Below are 17,180 nucleotides of genomic sequence, written 5' to 3'. Positions count from 1 at the left end.
TCAACGATTGACTCCTGCGGAGGTGATGCCCTCGCGCAGAGGGCGCTGGCCGACGACGAACACGACGACGGCGGGAATCATGGAGAGGACGACTCCGGCGAGGACGACGGAGATCGAGCCGGTGCCGAGGTTGCCCTGGAGGGAGACCAGGCCCAGTGGCAGCGTGAGGTTCTCGGTGGAGGTTTCGAGGATCAGCGGCCGGAAGAACTCGTTCCAGTGGTAGTTGAAGGCCAGTACGCCGACGATGGCGAGACCGGGGGCCGCCAAGGGGGCGTACACGGACCGGAAGACGCGCCACGGGCCCGCGCCGTCGATCATCGCTGCCTCGCCCAGGTCCTTCGGCATGCCCAGGAAGTACTGGCGCATCAGGAAGGTGCCGAAGGCCGTCGGGAAGGCCGGGACGATGAGGCCGAGCAGGGTGTCGGTCAGACCCATCGCCCGCAGTTCCAGGAAAACCGGGACGATCGTGACCTGCAAGGGCACCATCATCGTGGCCAGGACCAGCGCGAACAGCGGTTTCTTGAAGCGGAATTCGAGGCGGGCGAAGGCATAACCCGCCAGGCCCGCGGTGATCATCTGACCGACCGCGATCAGCGCGGTCACCAAGGTGGAGTTCAGCGCGTACAGCCAGACGTCGATCTGGTCGAAGACCCCGCGGTAGGCGTCGACGGTGGGGTCCGCGGGGAAGATCTTCGGCGGCAGGTCGAACGACTCCGCCGGCGCGCGCAGTGACGTCGAGACCGTCCAGATGACCGGGCCGAGCGTCAACAGGGAGCACAGCGCCAGCCCGGCGATCCGGGCCCAGGGCGCCAGACCGTGCCGTACGCGCGACACGGCGGGGCTCGGGTGGGAACCCGACACAGGACCCGACACAGAACCCGAGAGGGAACTCGTACTCATCTGACTCACCCGGCTCACTGGTAGTGGACGTAACGCCGGCTGAGCCGGAACTGGAGTGCGGTAACCGCCATGATCAGGGCGAAGAGCAGGACGCCCACGGCGGACGCCTCGCCGAAGCGGAGCTGCTCGAAGGCCGTCTCGTAGATGACCATCACGACCGTGCGGGTGGAGTCGCCGGGACCACCGGCCGTGAGAACGTACGGCTGCTCGAAGACCTGGAGGGCGTTGATGATGCCGACCACGGACGCCACCAGCAGAGTGGGCGACAGCAGCGGCAGGGTGATGGCGAGGTGCTTGCGCACCCCGCTCGCGCCGTCCAGCGAAGCCGCCTCGTGCACCTCTTTCGGGATGTTGTTCAGGCCGCCGACGAACAGCAGGAACGAGAAGCCGAACTGCTGCCAGACGTACGCCAGGATTACGGCCGACATCGCCCCGTTCTCCGAGGTCAGCCAGGGGACCGAGGGGATACCGACCGTGCCCAGCAGCCAGTTCACAGGGCCGAAGTCCTGGTTGAACAGGTACTTCATCACCACCGAGATGGACGCGGCGGACAGCACCAGCGGGAAGAAGAACGCCGAACGGAACACGGATCGCAGCCATGTGGGCATCCGGCCGTTCACCGCGATCGCCAGCACGAGCGCGATCAGCAACTGAAGCGCGACCGCGAGCACCATGAAGACGAGCGTGTTACGGAAGGAGACGAGGACCGTCGAATCGGTCAGGATCCCACGGTAGTTGGCCACTCCGGCCCACCGCGGGTCCTCGATCACGTCCCATTGGAAGAGGCTGAGGACGACCGAGCCGACGATCGGTACGACCGTGAAGACGACGATGCCGACGACAGTGGGCGCGAGGAACAGTGCGGCGAGCAGGCGGGCGCCCCGGGTGCGGGCGGTGGTGGTCGTGGACTCGGACGCCTTACGGGCCTGACGGGTCCTGCGGGTACGGGTGGGCTCCGGTCGTACGGGCCTGATCTCGGTGTTCGTCACACTTCACGCTCCATGGCCTTCTCCAGGTCCCCCTGCAACCGGCGCAGCGCGGGGCGCACCGCGCCGGGGCTCGCAAGGGCGGTTCCGGTGTGCTTGATCAGCAGCTGCTCGACTTCATTGACCTGCGGCGGGGCCGGGATCGGGCCGGTGGTGGGGATCTTGTCGAGGGTGTCGTAGAAGACCTGCCAGTGGGCCGGGCCGGTCTCCTGGTAGCGGGCCTCGTCGACCATGGAGCGGCGGGCCGGAGTGGTCTGGTTGGCTGCGAAGAGCTGGGTCATCACGTCCTTGCGGACGGTGTACTTGATGAACTCCCAGGCCTCGTCCCGCATCTTCGACGTGCGCAGCAGCGCGTACCCGGCGGCGCCGAACTGGTGACGTCGCGTGCGCCGGCGCGGGAAGTACCGGACGTCGTAGTCGGTCGGCTTCATGCCCGCCTGGTGCAAGCCGCCCGCCCAGAAGCCGCCCGCGGGCGTGACACCGACGCGGCCGGTGGAGAACACGCCGACGAGGTTCCGGCCGTCGCCACCCTCCGGCCGGGTGCACAGGTCCTCCTGGATGAGGGAGGCGAGGTAGTCGTAGACCTCCGCGACGCGGTCGGAGTCGGCTTGGGGTGTCGTCCACCGGTAGCCGCCGCCCCGGCCGCGCCGCGCCGCCTCGGGATAGAAGGAGTTCCAGAGCCAGTCGCCCCCGGGGGCCTTGGACTCGGCGAGGAGGTTGGTGCCATTGGCGAAGAGCCAGGGGACCACTCCGCCCCACAGACGGTTGGTCCAGAAGTACGGGGTGAACCGGGCGCCGTTGCTGCGTTTCATCGCCCGCAGCAGCGCCGTGAAGTCGTCGCGGGTCCAGTCGTCGTCAGGGAGGTCGGCGCCCGCGCGTTCGAGGACCCGGTTGTTGACGTACATGTCGGCCGCGTTGAACTCGACCGGCAGCTGGTAGAGGCTCCCCTCGTACATCATTGACTCGACCAGCGAGGGATGGACGTCGGCGAAGTAGGTGCGCAGCTCGGCCGCGTCCCGCTTCGCCCACTCGTCCAGCGGTACGCCGAGCCGCCGGGCGAAGAGCTGCACGCCCTCGGTGGCGACGTACACGAGGTCGGGTGCCGTGCCCGCGGCGATCTGGGTGAGGATCTTGGAGAAGAAGTCCGACCAGTCGTAGGCCTGTACGGGGTTGATGCGGATCTTTATGTCGGGGTGGGCCTCGCGGAATCCGTCGCGCAGGGCGCGTTGTGCCTCGGGGTTGAAGGCGGAGCCCAGGGTGGCGATGACGAGCGAGCCGTCGTCTCGGCCGGGGATGTCGGCGGCGGTGAGGCGGTCCCAGCCGGCCGCGACACCGGCGAGAGCGGCGGCTCCGGCGCCGTATGCGCCGTAGCGCATCAGGGCCCGTCGGGAGAGGAACGAGTCGGTCATCGGCGAGCCTAACTCGAGTTAGCCGAAGTTTTGTTCCACGATGATGAGAACCCCGTTACGGCTCTGTCAAGGGATGTGTGCGGATGGGAAGTCACGTGAACGGACCGTGCGTGAAGGGTTGACCTTTAACGAGTTAGGTATACGGTTCCGGTCCACGAGAGCCGCGTCCCGACGACGGCGTCGGGGAAGGGAGCCGCACGATGCGTGGCATGAAGAGGAGTTCGCTGGGCCCGGGAGGGACTCCGTCCAGGCGGTCGCTGCTGACGGCCTCGGCCGTCGGCGCCGCCGGTGCTCTGCTGCCGGACCTCGCGGGACCGGCGGTGGCGGCGCCCCGCGAGGCGACGGACGCGTGCGCGGGCAGCTACCGCGCCGAGTACCACTTCACGGTCCCCGACCAGTGGATGAACGACCCGCAGCGCCCGATCTGGATCAACGGCGAGTACCACTACTACTACCTCTACAACCCCGACTACTCGACGGGCGGCACGACGGCCGGCACCGCCTGGCGCCTGGCCACCAGCACCGACCTCGTCTCCTTCACCGACCGAGGCGTCGCCGTGCCGAAGGACACGACCCCCAATGGCGATGTCTGGTCCGGCTCGGCGGTGGTCGACACGGACGACACGGCGGGCTTCGGCGCGGGCGCGGTGATCGTCATCGCCACCATGGCGCCCGACGACATCACCCAGGCGCAGTACCTGTACTACTCGACGGACGGCGGCCGCACCTTCACGAATCACGGCACCGCCCCGGTCCTCCCCAACCCCGGCGTACGGGATTTCCGCGATCCCAAGGTGATCCGCGACGAGGAGCGGGGCCGGTGGGTGATGGCGCTTGCCGAGAACGACAAAGTGGGCTTCTACCACTCCGCCGACCTCAAGGCGTGGACGTACGTCGGCGGCTTCATCAAGGGCGGCATCGGCGTCCTGGAGTGCCCCGACCTGTTCCGCATCAGGGCGGAGGACGGGACCTGGAAGTGGGTACTGGGCGTCAGCGCCAATGGCAAGGGCTCCGGGCTGCCGAGTACGTTCGCGTACTGGACGGGTTCCTTCGACGGCACGACCTTCACCGCCGACGCGTCAGATCCCCAGTGGCTGGACCACGGCTGGGACTGGTACGCGGCCGTCACCTTCGATAAACGGGACGCAAACGGGGTCCTGGACCCGGCCGCACGGTACGCGATCGGATGGATGAACCACTGGGACTACGCGAACACCACGCCCACGATCGAGTGCGACGGCTTCAACGGCACCGATTCGATCGTCCGCGAGGTGCGGCTGAAGCACGCGTCGTCGGGTACCTACTACCTGGCGTCCCAGCCGGTGGCGGCCCTGGACGACCATGTGGCGCGCACGGTGAACCTCGGCGACATCACGGTCGACGGCACGCGACTGCTCGACTACACGGGCACCGCGTACGAGCTGACCTGTGAGATCACCTGGGACCAACTGGTCGGCGCCGGACTCCAGTTGCGGCGGTCGTCGGACGGTGGGCGGCACATCGACGCGGGGATCTACGGCGACTACGCCTTCGTCAACCGCGGTTACACCGTCAGCCCCGACACCTCCGGCCGCTGGCAGGAGAGCCGGACGCCCTTCGACCCGTCTGCCCGCATGGTCCGCCTGCGTATCCTCGTCGACCGCACGTCCGTCGAGATGTTCGTCGGCGACGGCCGGTATGTGCACTCGACCGAGGCCTTCCCCGACCCATCCGACACAGCACTGGCGCTGTTCACGATCGACGGACAGGCGGTGTTCCGGAACACGGTGATCCGGGAGTTCACGGTCTGATGCGGCGTGAGGCGTTTGCCTCAGATCGGTGAGGCAAACGCGCGCCTGCCCGGCCGAGCCTCCGGCCCCCTTATGACCTGGCGTCAGAGATGACGGCGCGGAGTTGGAAGACGGCTTCGGCACTGGTAAGGCCCCAGCGATCGCCGGTGATGTCGAGGCGGTCGGCGATCAGGTGGCGGCAGCTTCTCCTGCGGCGCCGGTGGTGATCGGCCAGTCGGCGGCGGGGGGTGTCGAGTTCTGTGGGTGTCCACTGCTCGCGGCTCGCCGGTGGTGCAGGGGCCCGGCCGCGGGCCCGGTCCCCGGACGCAGGACAGGCGCGGGTACGTGAATGGCAGCGTTCGGCGCGGTGACGGTGGGGGCTCCCTTGGTTGTCCGCGTGCGGGCTGGGCTCGAGAGCCTCGCCGCGGCCGTCGCATCGGAACTCGAGCGAGGCCCGGTGGCGCTCATCGGCTATTCGGCCGGTGGTGCGCTCACCCATGCGGTCGCCCGGCGGCTCGAAGACGACGGCGGCGAGCTCGCGGGCGTCGCGATGATCGACACCTACTCCCCGGAAGAGCACGAACTCAACCGCCTCGTGCTCACCGACGCGCTGGGGCAGATCCTGTCCCGGGACAACGCACTGACCCCCGTCGACGACCACGGCCTGGTCTCCATGGGCGGCTACGTGCGGATATATCCCGAGCGCGAGGCCAAGTCGATCGCCGCGCCGACGCTGAATCTGCGGGCCACCGTGACGCTGAGCAGCTTCGGGGACGTCGACCCCGTCCCCGACTGGCAACACGGTGGACCGGCCGAGTACATCGAGGCAGATCACTTCTCGATCATCGAGGAACAGGTGGCAGAGACCGCCGCGCACCTCCGGCGCTGGCTCGATTCGCTCGGCGGCCATTGATATCCGAACCGTCAGATTCGAGGTACGAGGACACAAGACAGCCCTGGACAAGCCCGGTCGCCCGCGCGGCGTGCTCGGGCTTGTCCGCCTGCGCCGAGCATTCGACGACGTTCACGCGGTCCACCGCTAGCATGCCGGTGCCCGGCTTGAGGGTCCTGGCCTCTCGGAGCCGTCGAGGTCCCTCGACGGCTCCGAGAGGTCGACGGACACACCGGATGGCGAGAAGAACATTCGCCGTGGTCGACGTCGTCGAGATCTACGTTCATGGGTAGGCGGGCCGGTCCAAGAGCTGGTTCCCGGAGTTGGCCAGCCGAAGGCTGAACCAGGTGCGGTGGGCAGAGATCAAGCCGCACCGGGACTACGCCATGATGGTGCTGCCCGCCTCGCGGCACATGTTTGTCCGCCCGGTGGCACACATGGACCAGCACGTCTGGACCGCAGTGCACGCGGATGCGTTCCGCTTCTTCGGCGGTGTCCCGCGGCGTCTGGTGCCGGACAACCTGAAGACAGGGGTGGACAAGCCGGACCTCTACGACCCGCAGTCGTTTCCTGGGGGTCGACGTCGGCGATCACCTCGGGCGTCAACCACACAACCGTGCTGAACAAACTCCGTGAACGCGGCATCCCTGCCCGAGGCACCCACGGGCGACCCCGAGTCGAAGCAGGCGGTGCTCGATGACCAGGCGTGTAGCTATATGGGTCGCAGGACGCGGTGCGACAGCTCACTGAAGGCAGAAAATCCGCTCAGTCGCAATCCCCTCGGAGGTGAAATCCTTCAACTCGGAAATCCGCCAGAGGCACAAAACTATTCAGTCCGCAAATCCAGCAGAGGCATATAGTTCGCTCGGCCGCAACAGTTTTGACGAGGAACCCTAAGATTGACAGCGTTGTGGAGTTTGCTTATAGTCCCGTCGTTCAAGCTCCCGCCGATCGATATCCAAAGGTGTTCATGACTACGCCTCCAGCGTTGCCGAAGTCCAGGCAGCGGTTGATTCTTGCCGTTCTTATGGTGTGTTCGCTGCTGATTTGGCTGGACAACACCGTCCTCAGTATTCTCCTGGAGACCCTTGCCGACCCGGTCCGTGGACTGGGCGCCAGCCCGGCCGAGCTGCAATGGGCCACAGGCACATACACCCTGGTCTTCGCAACCTTGATGTTCACCGCTGGCGCACTGGGCGATAGCTTCGGCCACCGGAATGTGCTCGCAGTTGGCTTGGTGATCTTTGCCGCGGCCTCGTTCTGGGCTGCGTACGCAGGCGATGCAGGCCAGCTGATTGCCGCCCGGGCCGCGATGGGAGTCGGCGCCGCACTGATCATGCCTGCCAACTTCGCCATCCTGTTGTGGACCTTCACCGGCCCGGAGCGGGCAACCGCAATCGCCATTTCTTCGACATCCACCGGTGTCGGAATGGCAGCGGGCCCGGTGTTGGCGGGACTCCTGCTCAGCCATTTCTGGTGGGGGTCGGTCTTTCTCGTCAACGTCCCAATAGTCGTGCTGGCATTGGCTGGGATCGTCCTGTTGGTCCCCAATTTTCGCAGCCCTACCGTGCGGCCGCTGGACCCGGCTGGGATATTGCTGTCGATCAGCGGACTCGCGGCGTTGACCTACGGCCTGATTCGCGCGGGGCAGGTGGACGCCTGGAGTCGTTCGGACGTCTGGGCGCCGATCGCGGTCGGGCTTGTCCTGCTGGCCGCTTTCGTGCTCGTCGAATTGAGGGTCAAGGAACCAAGTTTCGATCCCCGGATGCTTGCGCAGCGGGTGTTCGGTGGTGGCAACGCGTCCATGGCGTTGCTGCTCTTTTCTGTGGCTGCCGTCACTTTCTACAACGCGTTCTACATGCAGGGTGCATTGGGCTACTCGCCGATGAAGGCCGGCTTGGCCAACGTTCCGACCGCGGTCGGCGCTGTCGTAGGGGCGCCCCTGGGCGCACGTCTGGTGAGCCGATGGTCGCTGCGCCCTGTCGCCGTGCCAGCGCTCACTGTGGCGGCGTTCAGCTTTGGCGCGGTCGGATTTCTCGATCTGCACACCCCACTCGTCTGGATCGAGATCCTGTTGTTGGTGCAGGGCTTTTCCGTCGGCATAGTGATGGCCCCGGTGACCGGAGCACTGATCAGCAGCCTGCCGCTGGAACGGTCCGGTGCCGGGTCGGCCGTCACCAACACGTCGCGGCAGGTCGGCAGTGTGATCGGGATTGCGGTGGGCGGCACGATCATGTCGATCGCATATCGAGGTGCGATCGAACCCTCGCTGAGCGATGTCCCGGAGGCGCTACAGGATAGCGCCCGGGTTTCCGCAGAACAGGCTCGGCATGTTGCCGCCACTCTCGACCGGCCCACTCTTGCGCAGGCTGCCGATCATGCGTTCATCCACGCTATGCACGTAGGCGCGGTCTGGATCATGGTCATCGCACTCTTCGCAGCAGCCGTGCTGCTGATGACCTTGCCTGCTGCCGGAAAGAAGAAGGGGCCGACACCGGAGCCGGACTACGAAGAGGCCCGCAGCTCCGAGTCTCGCTCCATCGCGTGACGGGCTGTTCGTGGCCGGATCTTCCCCCTTTTCCTGAGCGCGGCAAAACATCGCCGGCATGATCTCCAGCTGCCTGCCGTGGGCCGGACGGTGCGCTTGGCAGCAGCGGCAAACTTCACCAAGTAGGTCAAGGTTTATCTTTTATGGAGCTTTGGCTTATGGTGTGGCTCGAATTGAAGGAGACCCCTGTTGTCGAAAATCAATGATCCCGCTGTGCGTGCGGTCGAATCGGAGCAGGATTATGTGTCCTCCTTGTATGGGTTGCTCACCGAGCGGCTTTCCGAGGCGCGAGTAGAACGAGCGAGTGTGCTGAAGGCCCCGGCGGACAGCGCCGGTGAGGCATACGAGAGAGAAATCGCCGCCGAGCGTCTGGCCAAGGAAATCGGCCGGCTGGAGGGTGCCGAAAAGGGGCTGGTCTTCGGGCGCATCGACTGGACGGATGGCACGGCCCTGCGCATCGGGCGGATCGGACTGCACACGGAAGAGGATGACCTGCCTCTGCTCGTGGACTGGCGCGCGAACGCGGCGCGGCCCTTCTACGAGGCGACACCGGTCCACCCGATGGACCTGCGGCGGCGCCGGCACCTGCGCCTCGAGGAGCGCACGGTCATCTCGGTGAGCGACGAACTGCTGGACGGGACCGCCCCGACCGACGAGGACGTCGTGGGGGACGGCCCGTTGACCGAGGCTCTGTCGGCACGGCGTACGGGCAGGATGCACGCGGCCGTCGCGACGCTTCAGGCCGAGCAGGACGAGATCGTCCGCTCCGCCCACCGCGGGGTGACCGTGGTGCAGGGCGGGCCCGGCACCGGCAAGACGGTGGTCGCCCTGCACCGGGCGGCCTATGTGCTGTACGCGTTCCCGCGCGCCGCGGAGGAGGGCGTCCTGGTGGTGGGCCCGAACGCCCGGTTCCTCGACTACATCTCCCAGGTCCTTCCCTCGCTCGGAGAGAACGACGTCGTTCTGGCGACCTGCCGGGAACTGGCCGGAGTGTCCACGGACACGGTGGGCCCGTTCGATACGGCGCGTGTCAAGGGCAGCTCCGACCTCGCCGACGCCTTGGCCGGCCTGCTGCGCGTCCACCAAGCCCCCGCCGGTGACTTCACCGTGCGGGTCGGACAGGAACTGGTTCACCTCTCCGGCGAGGAAGTAGCCACGGCACGCGACACCGCCGTGTCAGCCGTACTGGGGCACAACCCCGCGCGCCAGGTGTTCAAAGAGCTCTTGGTCGACGCCGTCACCGACGCGATGCAACGAGACATGGGCGACATCCTGGAGCAGATCGACGCCGATGCCGAAAGGATGACGGGCATCAACCTCGACCGGTTCACGGGAGCCGCCCAGCGCCGTGCCGAAGGTGCGCCCGACTCAGGTCCGGTCCACGAGCTGGACCTGGACGCCATCCGAGCCGATCTCCTCGACGACGCCGACGTCGACCGAGCGGTCGAGGTGTTGTGGCCGCGGCTGGTACCCGGTGACCTCGTGAAGGCGCTCCTGACGAACGCCGACGCTCTCGCCGAGCGCCTGCCCCGCCTGACCGCGCAGGAGCGGTCCCTTCTGCTGCGCGGTCCGGACGACCCGTGGACCGATGCCGATGTGCCGTTGCTGGACGAGGCGGCGAGCCTGGTCGACGGCCCCCCCGAGCGGACGTACGGGCACGTCGTCGTCGACGAGGCGCAGGAACTGACCGCCATGCAGTGGCGGATGATCGTCCGCCGCTGCCCGGCAAGGGCGATGACGCTGGTGGGTGACTTCGCCCAGGCAGGCCCGGTCGCGACAGCGCGCGACTGGAAGGGAGCACTGAGCCCCCACGTCGGACCGCGGTTCAAACTGCACAACCTGACCGTCAGCTACCGCACAACGCAGGAGATTCTGGAGAGCGTCCGGGACCTGCTCACGCGGATCGCTCCGGACCAGCAGCCCACGCGGTCACTGCGCAGCGGTGAGAGCCCTCGCACCGTGACCACACCTCCGGACGGGCTGGTCACCGCCGTCGTTCAGGAACTCCGCGCCCAGAGCACCGCGCACCCGGGCGAGCTTCTGGGAGTGATCTGCGCGGACACCAGGGTGAGCGAGCTGACGGCCCAGGGCATCGCTCACCACGCACGCATCGTGCCGGCGTCCGAAGCACGCGGCCTGGAATTCGACGGGGTCGTCGTCGTGAACCCCGAGGAAATCATCACGACCCGCCCCGGTGGGGAAAGGGACTTGTACGTAGCCCTGACCCGGGCCACCAAGCGCCTCTGCACCATCACCGTCCAGCCCGCCTGACGGCTCGGCGCCCGCGTCGTCGCCGCGGGCGCACCCGGCATCACGCGGCCTGGTCCAAGCCGCCGACGTTCAGATCCCCTTCGCGCAGCAGGGTGAAGTCGACGTCGAGCTTCGGGTCGTACGCGTCGGGTTCGATGCCGAGTTCGTGCGTGCTGTAGTCGCCGAACCCAGCAGGTGTGCCAGGGGGAAGGCAGGCAGTTCTTGAGCAGGCCCTCGATGATGTAGACGGCCTCCCATACCCCGCACGGGATGAAGTGTGTGTACGGCGCGATGTAGGTGTCCATGGGGGTGCCGTCCGCCGCCACGGCGGTGCCGTCGCCCCCATGCCTGGGAGATGCCGAGACGGGCGTGCGCGTTGACCAGGGTGCCGGTTCGCCACGTACGACAGCTCATGCCCAGACACCCCGGGGATGTGCTTGGCCGCCTCGTACGGGCCCATGTTGGTGCCCTTGACGAAGGTGGTGAGCACGTAGCGGACGAACGGATCATCACGTTTCGGGTCGTTGCCCGAGGGCGGGCCGAAGCGTCGCACCAATCCACCCAGCACGCGGTGCGGGCCACGATCCCCATCAGGGTGCGCTCCGGCATCCGGGTTTGCCGCCGCGGCGGCGGACCGCAGTGTGTCCTCCAGCTGCCGGCGGAAGGACGCGGCATCGAAGCCGCTGGTTTCGCCCTCCTCGCACGGTCCGATTTCCACCAGGTAGTCGGCGAGCTTGTCCTGCACGTTCTCCCACGCGAGCAGCTGCTCGGACCAGTCCGCGTACTCCTCCGAGCCGACCACCGCGACGTCTCCGGTGCGCAGCTCCTCGGCGAGGTGGGTGAAGACCATCGCCACGAAGTGCTTGCGGACGAACCGTCCCGGCCGTGTCTTGTCGAGCACGGCCTTGCGCCAGTTCTGCGTGGCGAAGGAGATGCCGACGGTCTTGCCGTCCTCGCCGAGCGTGCTGATGTACTCGCCGCGGACAGCACCCGTCCGTCCTCGCATGTCGCGGTGAACTTCAGCTTCTCCGCGAGGTCGAACATCACCGACCGGTGCCGGCCGAGCTGCCCGTACAGCAGTACCTCCCAGAAGTTGCCGTGTTCAGTCCGGGAGTTCGGCCTGGCCGCGCTCGCGGCGGTGCGGGATGACGAGTCCGGTGCCCGGGTAGCCCCCGTCGGCGATCTCTTGGGGTCGGGCGTCTTGTTGCCCTTCTGTCCCGGCCGCACCTGGATTGCGGCGAATGCCTCGAACCATACTTTCCGCTTCTGTTCGAGGTCGTATTCTCCGGGCGGCTCTTTCGAGCTGCGTCGCCCGGTGCTTTTCTTTCGGCCTGGGAGGTCAACTCGAACTGTGCGCGTTCGCGTCGCCTTTACCGACTTCCTGGTCGGACTCATGGTTGGCCCGGACCGGCACGAATGGCTGCACCGATCGCGCGGGAACGTCCGGCGGGCCGCGGGCGAGCCATTCGGCGCGGTTCTCTGCTGGTGTGCCCAGCCGGAGGTGCCTTGGCTGCTGGCACGAGTGGTTGTCACAGGTGTGGCAGGCGGTGGGGCTGTCGTTGTCCCAGCCCAGACGAGGGATCACGCCGTGCGCGAGCTGGTAGCCGTAGAGGTGGCCGGGCACCGTGCCCCGGCGCGTCCTGCCGGGGCGGGAGGCTGCTCGGAAGCTGGCGCGGCCCCGTACTGGAGATTCCGCCGAAGAAGAACCAGCAGTCCGATTGCGAAGAGGTGCGGTGGACCGCCGACCAAGGCGAGTTGCCCTGGTCGCCAGGGGCACCTCCAACCGCGAGATCGCCCGCGAGCTCTTCATCGGCGAGGCCACCGTGAAGGCCCGCCTCACCCACCTGTACGCCAAATTGGGCGCGAACGACCGCGCGGCGGCGGTGGCGAAGGCGTACGAGCGGGGAGTCCTGGGGCGGGCCGGTCCCGGCACGGGCTGATCCCGGCCGCCGTGACCTCCGAGTCAGCGGGCGCTGCGCAGCGCCTGGACCGTACCGGCCAACTCCGGGGTGGCGCCCGCGGTGTTCAGCGCCGCGCTGAGGACCTCGGAGTAGGTGCCGCGCGCGTCGGCGTAGCGCTGCCTGCCGTCGTCGGTGATGACGGCGTAGACACCGCGCTTGTCGTCGGGGCACAGGTCCCGGAAGGCGAAGCCGGCCGAGAAGAGCCGACCGACCAGCCGGGTCACCGAGCTCTGCCCGAGGCCGATCTTGTCGGCGAGTTCCTGCATGCGCAGCTCGCCGTCCTTGGCCTGGACGAGGCATTCCAGGGCGCGGAACTCGGAGAGCCCCATTCCGTGCTTGCGCTGTAGGGCCTGGGTGAGCTGGTGCTCCACCTGCGCGTGCAAGGTGAGGATCCTGCCCCACATGGCCTGGTCGGACGAGGCGGCCGACGCATGGGAAGTCGTGGTCATGGGGCGGCTCCCTCTCAGGCGGTGCGTTGACAACAAGATACATGTGCATGCAAGCTTACTCCGCTTCAGCCCGCTCAATGGGCTCGCCTGCCCTCCAAGAACATGCACGTACAAGCAAATACATAGGCGGTGTCATCCTGCTCCGCCTGACTGCGGCCTGAGACAAGGACTACCCATGCACTGGCTCTACCTCGCCATCGCCGTCATCTTCGAAATCACCGTCGCCATCGCAGCAGGCAAGGCCGAGGGCTTCGCCAACCGCCGGTGGACTGTCGCAACCCTGCTCAGCGGTGCCATCGCGACCTACTTCCTCAGCAAGGCGCTGCTCACCTTCGACGTCGGCGTCGGCTACGCCCTGTGGACGTCCGTTGCCGGTATCGGCATCACCGTTCTCGGGGCGCTGCTCTTCGGTCAGCGCCTGAACTGGCGCAAGGCGATCGGCGTCGCCGTCGTCATCGCTGGGGTCGTCGGCCTCCAGCTCAGCGGTGTCGCCTGAGGGCTCCGCCACCACCTGATTCATCCAGCGAAAGGACTCACGGACATGTCCCACACCCATCGCAACTCGGCGCAATCCTGGCTCATGCTCCTCCTCGCCGGAGGGTTCGAGGTCGGCTACGCGCTCTCCGTCGGCGGCAGCCACGGCTTCACCCGTCTGACGTGGTCGCTGGTCGCTGTCGTGTTCTTCCTTCTGACGCTCTACGCGCTGAGCGTCGCACTGCGCACCATCGACGTCGGAATCGGCTACGCCGTCTGGGCGGGAATCGGCGCGGTCGGCGCGGCGCTCCTCGGGCCCGTCTTCTTCGACGAGACGCTCACCCCGGCCCGGGCCTTGTGGTTGGGCGTCATCATCGCCGGAGTGGTCTGGCTCAAGCTCGCCGACAGGCCGCAGAACCCCCAGGAGCCCGTGGACGGCCCGCAGGGCGTCCAGGGGGTCGCTGCCGGGTCGTAGGAAAACCCGCCGTGCATGACAGCAGGGCCTGACGCTACTCCTGGCCGACGTGGGTGATCTGGCTGTCGCCGAGGCGGTGCTGCACGTCCTGGAGGAGGCGGTGCAGGAGCGATGTGAGGTGGGCCTGCTCGTCGGGGGTCAGGCCGTCGATCAACTCGGACTCGCGGCCGAGCACCTGGTCGACGGTCGCCTCGACCAGCTCGTGGCCCGCCGGGGTCAGGGTGACCTCGACCGTACGGAGGCGGCCTGGGACGGGTTGGCGGGTGACCAGCCCCTCGCGTTCGGCGCGGGCGGTGCGTTGCGAGATGGCGCCCGCCGTGACCAGGGAGCGGCGGCTGAGCTCGCGGGTGCTGAGCGTGTACGGGGGGCCGCTGCGGCGCAGGACGCTCAGCAGGTCGAGGGTGGCGGCGTCCACCCCGGCCTGGGTGAGGACCCGGCGCCGGTCGTCGCCGAAGAGCTTGGCCAGTTGCCAGATCGGCGTGACGATCCGGATCGAGGAGACCGGGGTCCCGGGGCGCTCCCGCTCCCAGGCGGCGGCGATGTCCCGTGCGTGGTCGTGCTCGGTGTCGTCCACCGGCTGCTCGTCGTTGCCTCCCGCCCTGGGTTCGTTTGGCATGGCACCTCTCCTCAGATACGTTTAGGTCTAAATTTAGATCTGAACACGCGATCGGAGGCCAGTTTATGTCACGCAACATTCTGATCACCGGCGGCGGTACGGGTATCGGCCGCGCGGTCGCCCGGCACTTCGCCGAGCGCGGGGACCACGTGATCGTCACCGGTCGCCGCCCCGGCCCGCTCAAGGAGTTGGCGGACGAGACGGGCGTCCGCGCCGTGGTCTGCGATCACACGGAGCCCGGAGCCCTCATCGAGCTGCTGGCCGAGCTGCCCGACCGGCTCGACGTGCTGGTCAACAACGCGGGCGGCAACACCGACTTCGACGCCGACGGAAAGTCGGACCTCGCCTCCTATGCCCGCGATTTCCGCGCCAACCTCGACGCGAACCTCGTCAGCGCCGCGCTGACGACAAGGTGCGTGGACGAACGGCTCGCCTCCGGCGGCGCGGTCGTGCACATCGGGTCGATCGCTGCCGACCAGGGAGCCGGTGCCTACGGCGCCTCCAAGGCCGGACTCGCGGCATGGAACGTCGACTTGGCCGGTCAGCTCGGCCCGCGCGGAATCACCGCCAACGTGGTCTCGCCCGGCTACATCGCCGACACCGAGTTCTTCCGCGACCAGCTCACGGACGAACGCCGCGAGTGGCTGATCGCCTCCACCGCCACGGGCCGCCCGGGCTCGCCCGCGGACATCGCGGAAGCGGTGGCCTTCCTCGCCTCCCCGGCGGCCCGCCACATCACGGGCCAGGTGCTGAACGTGAACGGAGGCGCCTACAAGACGCGTTGACCAGACCCTGGCCGTGGCGTGTTCAATCGGCGGCTCACATCCCGGTGGAGCCGTCGATGCGCTCGCGCAGGAGATCGGCGTGGCCGTTGTGCCGTGCGTACTCGGCGATCATGTCCACCATGATCCTGCGCAGGGAGATCGGCTCGCCGGTGCTCTTGCGGATCCCCGTTTCATCCAGCGAGGCGGCAGCAGCCGTGATGTGTCGGGAGTGCTCGCATTCCGCCCGCCAGACGGCGAAGGCTTCGTCGACGTCACCGTCCAGGGTGTCGAAGTCCTGGTCGGGGTCGTCGTCAGTAGTCCGTCCTCGCCAGCGGAACGCTCGCGAGAGGCGATCGTCGACCGCCCGTTCGGACAGCCGTCCCAGCACCGCCCGTGAGCTCGAAGGTTGCCCGGTGCCAGTCCAGGACGGCGCTCAGGGTCTCCCTTTCGCCACCGACGCTGGGCGGGGTCGGGCGGGCGTCGTTGTCCCACCGCGGTGCGTAGTGCTCGGGGGCGGGTGTGTCGGTCATCGTCTGCCTTCCTGGCCGGGGACGGACGGATCGAGCCTGACAGGCACCACTGACATCGGGCCCGACCCCTGTGCGTTGTCGGCCCCGGCTGGGGGTCGGGATGGGCGAGTGCTGGCCCCAAAGGGGCCCGGTGACGCCGGGAAAAGCAGTTGCACGCGCCGCCCTCTCCTCGGCAGGGTGCGGTGGTGACCGGAACAGAGAGCGAACGCCCCGCCCCAGCCATCACGGAGATCCCGGTGGCGGACCAGGACGCCGGGCCCTACGGCATCGCGGCCGGTCCCGACCGTGCCCTGTGGCTCACCCTCGTGCACCGTGGTCGCATCGCGCGGCTCACCCTCGACGGCCAACTCCGCGAGTACCCCCTGGACTCGCCGACGTGCCGTCCTACGGTCATCGCCCCCGGGCCCGATGGCGACCTGTGGTTCACCCGGTACGAGGACCACCGGATCGGCCGCATCACCGTCAACGGCGAAGCGGAATCCTTTCGCGTGCCGACGCCTGACAGCGGCCCCTACGGCATCACCGCCGGTCCGGACGGTGCGGTGTGGTTCACGGAAATGAACACCGACCGGATCGGCCGTATCACCGACAACGGCGAGATCACCGAGTTCACCCTGCCCGTCGAGGGCGGCTTTCCCTCGGCGATCACCGCAGGCCCCGATGGCGCCCTGTGGTTCACCCTCAACCAGGCGAACGCCATCGGCCGCATCACCACCGACGGCGACACCGCCGTACACCCACTGCCCACGCCGGGCGCCGCACCCGTGGGCATCACCAGCGACGGCACCGCCGTGTGGTTCGTCGAGATCGCGGCGGGCCAGATCGGCAGGATCACGATGGACGGCCGCATCGAGGAGTTTCCGCTCCCCGATCGCGCCGCCAAGCCCCACGCCATCGTCGCGGTGTCCACCGGGGAGTGCTGGTTCACCGAGTGGGGAGCCAACCGCGTGGGTCACATCACCGCGAGCGGCGAGACAGCTGAGATCGCCCAGATCGCCGCGTACGACCTGCCGTCACCGTCTTCCGAACCGCACGGCATCACCCTGGGCCCCGACGGCGCCCTCTGGACGGCCCTCGAGACGGGAGGCGTGGCGCGGGTGGCACCGTAGCCCCGGCGACCGGCGACCGGCGACCGGCGACCGGCGACCGGCGACCGG

At 68.0% G+C, this 17,180-nt stretch carries 14 protein-coding genes and 5 pseudogenes; 10 read left to right on the top strand and 9 right to left on the bottom strand.

The genetic code is table 11. The features are described 5' to 3' along the window. From HYQ63_RS13900 to HYQ63_RS13890, 3 genes are read right to left on the bottom strand one after another with little or no spacing between them, the layout of a single operon-like run. Positions 1–900 carry a carbohydrate ABC transporter permease gene (locus HYQ63_RS13900; protein WP_179934110.1) on the bottom strand — a complete coding sequence of 300 codons (900 nt, stop codon included), beginning with the start codon at positions 898–900 and terminating at the stop codon, positions 1–3. Positions 901–914: 14 nt separating this feature from the next. Further along, the gene (locus HYQ63_RS13895) at positions 915–1,889 is read right to left on the bottom strand and encodes a carbohydrate ABC transporter permease (protein WP_179934109.1); all 975 of its coding nucleotides are present in this window, start codon (positions 1,887–1,889) and stop codon (positions 915–917) included. After that, complete coding sequence (locus tag HYQ63_RS13890) at positions 1,886–3,295, bottom strand: extracellular solute-binding protein (RefSeq protein WP_179934108.1); 1,410 nt, start codon at positions 3,293–3,295, stop codon at positions 1,886–1,888. Before HYQ63_RS13890 ends, HYQ63_RS13895 begins: the two co-directional genes overlap by 4 nt. A gap of 209 nt (positions 3,296–3,504) precedes the next feature. Between HYQ63_RS13890 and HYQ63_RS13885 the strand changes: the two genes are divergently transcribed. From HYQ63_RS13885 to HYQ63_RS13865, 5 genes and pseudogenes are all read left to right on the top strand, one after another. Continuing rightward, positions 3,505–5,085: a glycoside hydrolase family 32 protein gene (locus HYQ63_RS13885; RefSeq protein ID WP_179934107.1), complete on the top strand. Its 1,581-nt coding sequence runs from the start codon at positions 3,505–3,507 to the stop codon at positions 5,083–5,085. A gap of 328 nt (positions 5,086–5,413) precedes the next feature. Further along, positions 5,414–5,977, top strand: a complete 564-nt coding sequence (locus HYQ63_RS13880; protein WP_179934106.1) for a thioesterase domain-containing protein — start codon at positions 5,414–5,416, stop codon at positions 5,975–5,977. A gap of 275 nt (positions 5,978–6,252) precedes the next feature. Continuing rightward, positions 6,253–6,519, top strand: a pseudogene (locus HYQ63_RS44640) (hypothetical protein); the annotation flags it as partial. Positions 6,520–6,926: 407 nt separating this feature from the next. Continuing rightward, a complete protein-coding gene (locus HYQ63_RS13870) occupies positions 6,927–8,504 on the top strand; it encodes an MFS transporter (RefSeq protein ID WP_179934105.1) in 1,578 nt (525 codons plus the stop codon). Between the two features lie 243 nt (positions 8,505–8,747). Next, complete coding sequence (locus HYQ63_RS13865; protein ID WP_179940069.1) at positions 8,748–10,775, top strand: AAA family ATPase; 2,028 nt, start codon at positions 8,748–8,750, stop codon at positions 10,773–10,775. 376 nt (positions 10,776–11,151) lie between these two features. Here the strand turns inward: HYQ63_RS13865 and HYQ63_RS46005 are convergent. The 3 genes and pseudogenes from HYQ63_RS46005 to HYQ63_RS44635 all read right to left on the bottom strand — a co-directional run. Next, a pseudogene (locus HYQ63_RS46005) lies at positions 11,152–11,604 on the bottom strand (Tn3 family transposase); the annotation flags it as partial. A 255-nt stretch (positions 11,605–11,859) separates the two neighbouring features. Continuing rightward, a pseudogene (locus tag HYQ63_RS13855) lies at positions 11,860–11,937 on the bottom strand (IS5/IS1182 family transposase); the annotation flags it as partial. 156 nt (positions 11,938–12,093) lie between these two features. After that, positions 12,094–12,378 (bottom strand): hypothetical protein, encoded by a 285-nt coding sequence (locus HYQ63_RS44635; protein ID WP_257231832.1) that lies wholly within the window; start codon positions 12,376–12,378, stop codon positions 12,094–12,096. A 118-nt stretch (positions 12,379–12,496) separates the two neighbouring features. On the opposite strand from HYQ63_RS44635, the pseudogene HYQ63_RS13845 reads away from it, so the two are divergent. Beyond that, positions 12,497–12,694: pseudogene (locus HYQ63_RS13845) on the top strand (response regulator transcription factor); the annotation flags it as partial. Positions 12,695–12,717: 23 nt separating this feature from the next. On the opposite strand, the gene HYQ63_RS13840 reads toward HYQ63_RS13845, so the two are convergent. After that, entirely contained in the window at positions 12,718–13,164 is a 447-nt protein-coding gene (locus tag HYQ63_RS13840; RefSeq protein ID WP_179934103.1) for a MarR family winged helix-turn-helix transcriptional regulator, read from the bottom strand. Positions 13,165–13,339: 175 nt separating this feature from the next. On the opposite strand from HYQ63_RS13840, the gene HYQ63_RS13835 reads away from it, so the two are divergent. Together HYQ63_RS13835 and HYQ63_RS13830 are read left to right on the top strand one after the other, a co-directional pair. Next, positions 13,340–13,660 carry a multidrug efflux SMR transporter gene (locus HYQ63_RS13835; RefSeq protein ID WP_179934102.1) on the top strand — a complete coding sequence of 107 codons (321 nt, stop codon included), beginning with the start codon at positions 13,340–13,342 and terminating at the stop codon, positions 13,658–13,660. 45 nt (positions 13,661–13,705) lie between these two features. After that, positions 13,706–14,113 (top strand): multidrug efflux SMR transporter, encoded by a 408-nt coding sequence (locus tag HYQ63_RS13830; RefSeq protein ID WP_179934101.1) that lies wholly within the window; start codon positions 13,706–13,708, stop codon positions 14,111–14,113. Positions 14,114–14,147: 34 nt separating this feature from the next. On the opposite strand, the gene HYQ63_RS13825 is transcribed toward HYQ63_RS13830, so the two are convergent. After that, a complete protein-coding gene (locus HYQ63_RS13825; protein WP_257231831.1) occupies positions 14,148–14,729 on the bottom strand; it encodes a MarR family winged helix-turn-helix transcriptional regulator in 582 nt (193 codons plus the stop codon). Positions 14,730–14,794: 65 nt separating this feature from the next. On the opposite strand from HYQ63_RS13825, the gene HYQ63_RS13820 reads away from it, so the two are divergent. Then, complete coding sequence (locus tag HYQ63_RS13820; protein ID WP_179934100.1) at positions 14,795–15,514, top strand: SDR family NAD(P)-dependent oxidoreductase; 720 nt, start codon at positions 14,795–14,797, stop codon at positions 15,512–15,514. Between the two features lie 34 nt (positions 15,515–15,548). On the opposite strand, the pseudogene HYQ63_RS45605 reads toward HYQ63_RS13820, so the two are convergent. Further along, a pseudogene (locus HYQ63_RS45605) lies at positions 15,549–16,023 on the bottom strand (DUF664 domain-containing protein). Positions 16,024–16,205: 182 nt separating this feature from the next. Here HYQ63_RS45605 and HYQ63_RS13810 point away from each other — a divergent pair. Continuing rightward, the gene (locus HYQ63_RS13810; RefSeq protein WP_179934099.1) at positions 16,206–17,132 is read left to right on the top strand and encodes a virginiamycin B lyase; all 927 of its coding nucleotides are present in this window, start codon (positions 16,206–16,208) and stop codon (positions 17,130–17,132) included. The last annotated feature ends 48 nt before the right edge of the window (positions 17,133–17,180 follow it).

The organism is Streptomyces sp. Rer75 (assembly GCF_013414305.1).
Lineage (GTDB): Bacteria > Actinomycetota > Actinomycetes > Streptomycetales > Streptomycetaceae > Streptomyces > Streptomyces himastatinicus.
The sequence above is the reverse complement of the archived record's forward strand: the minus strand, read 5'-3'. Positions and strand labels throughout refer to the sequence as shown.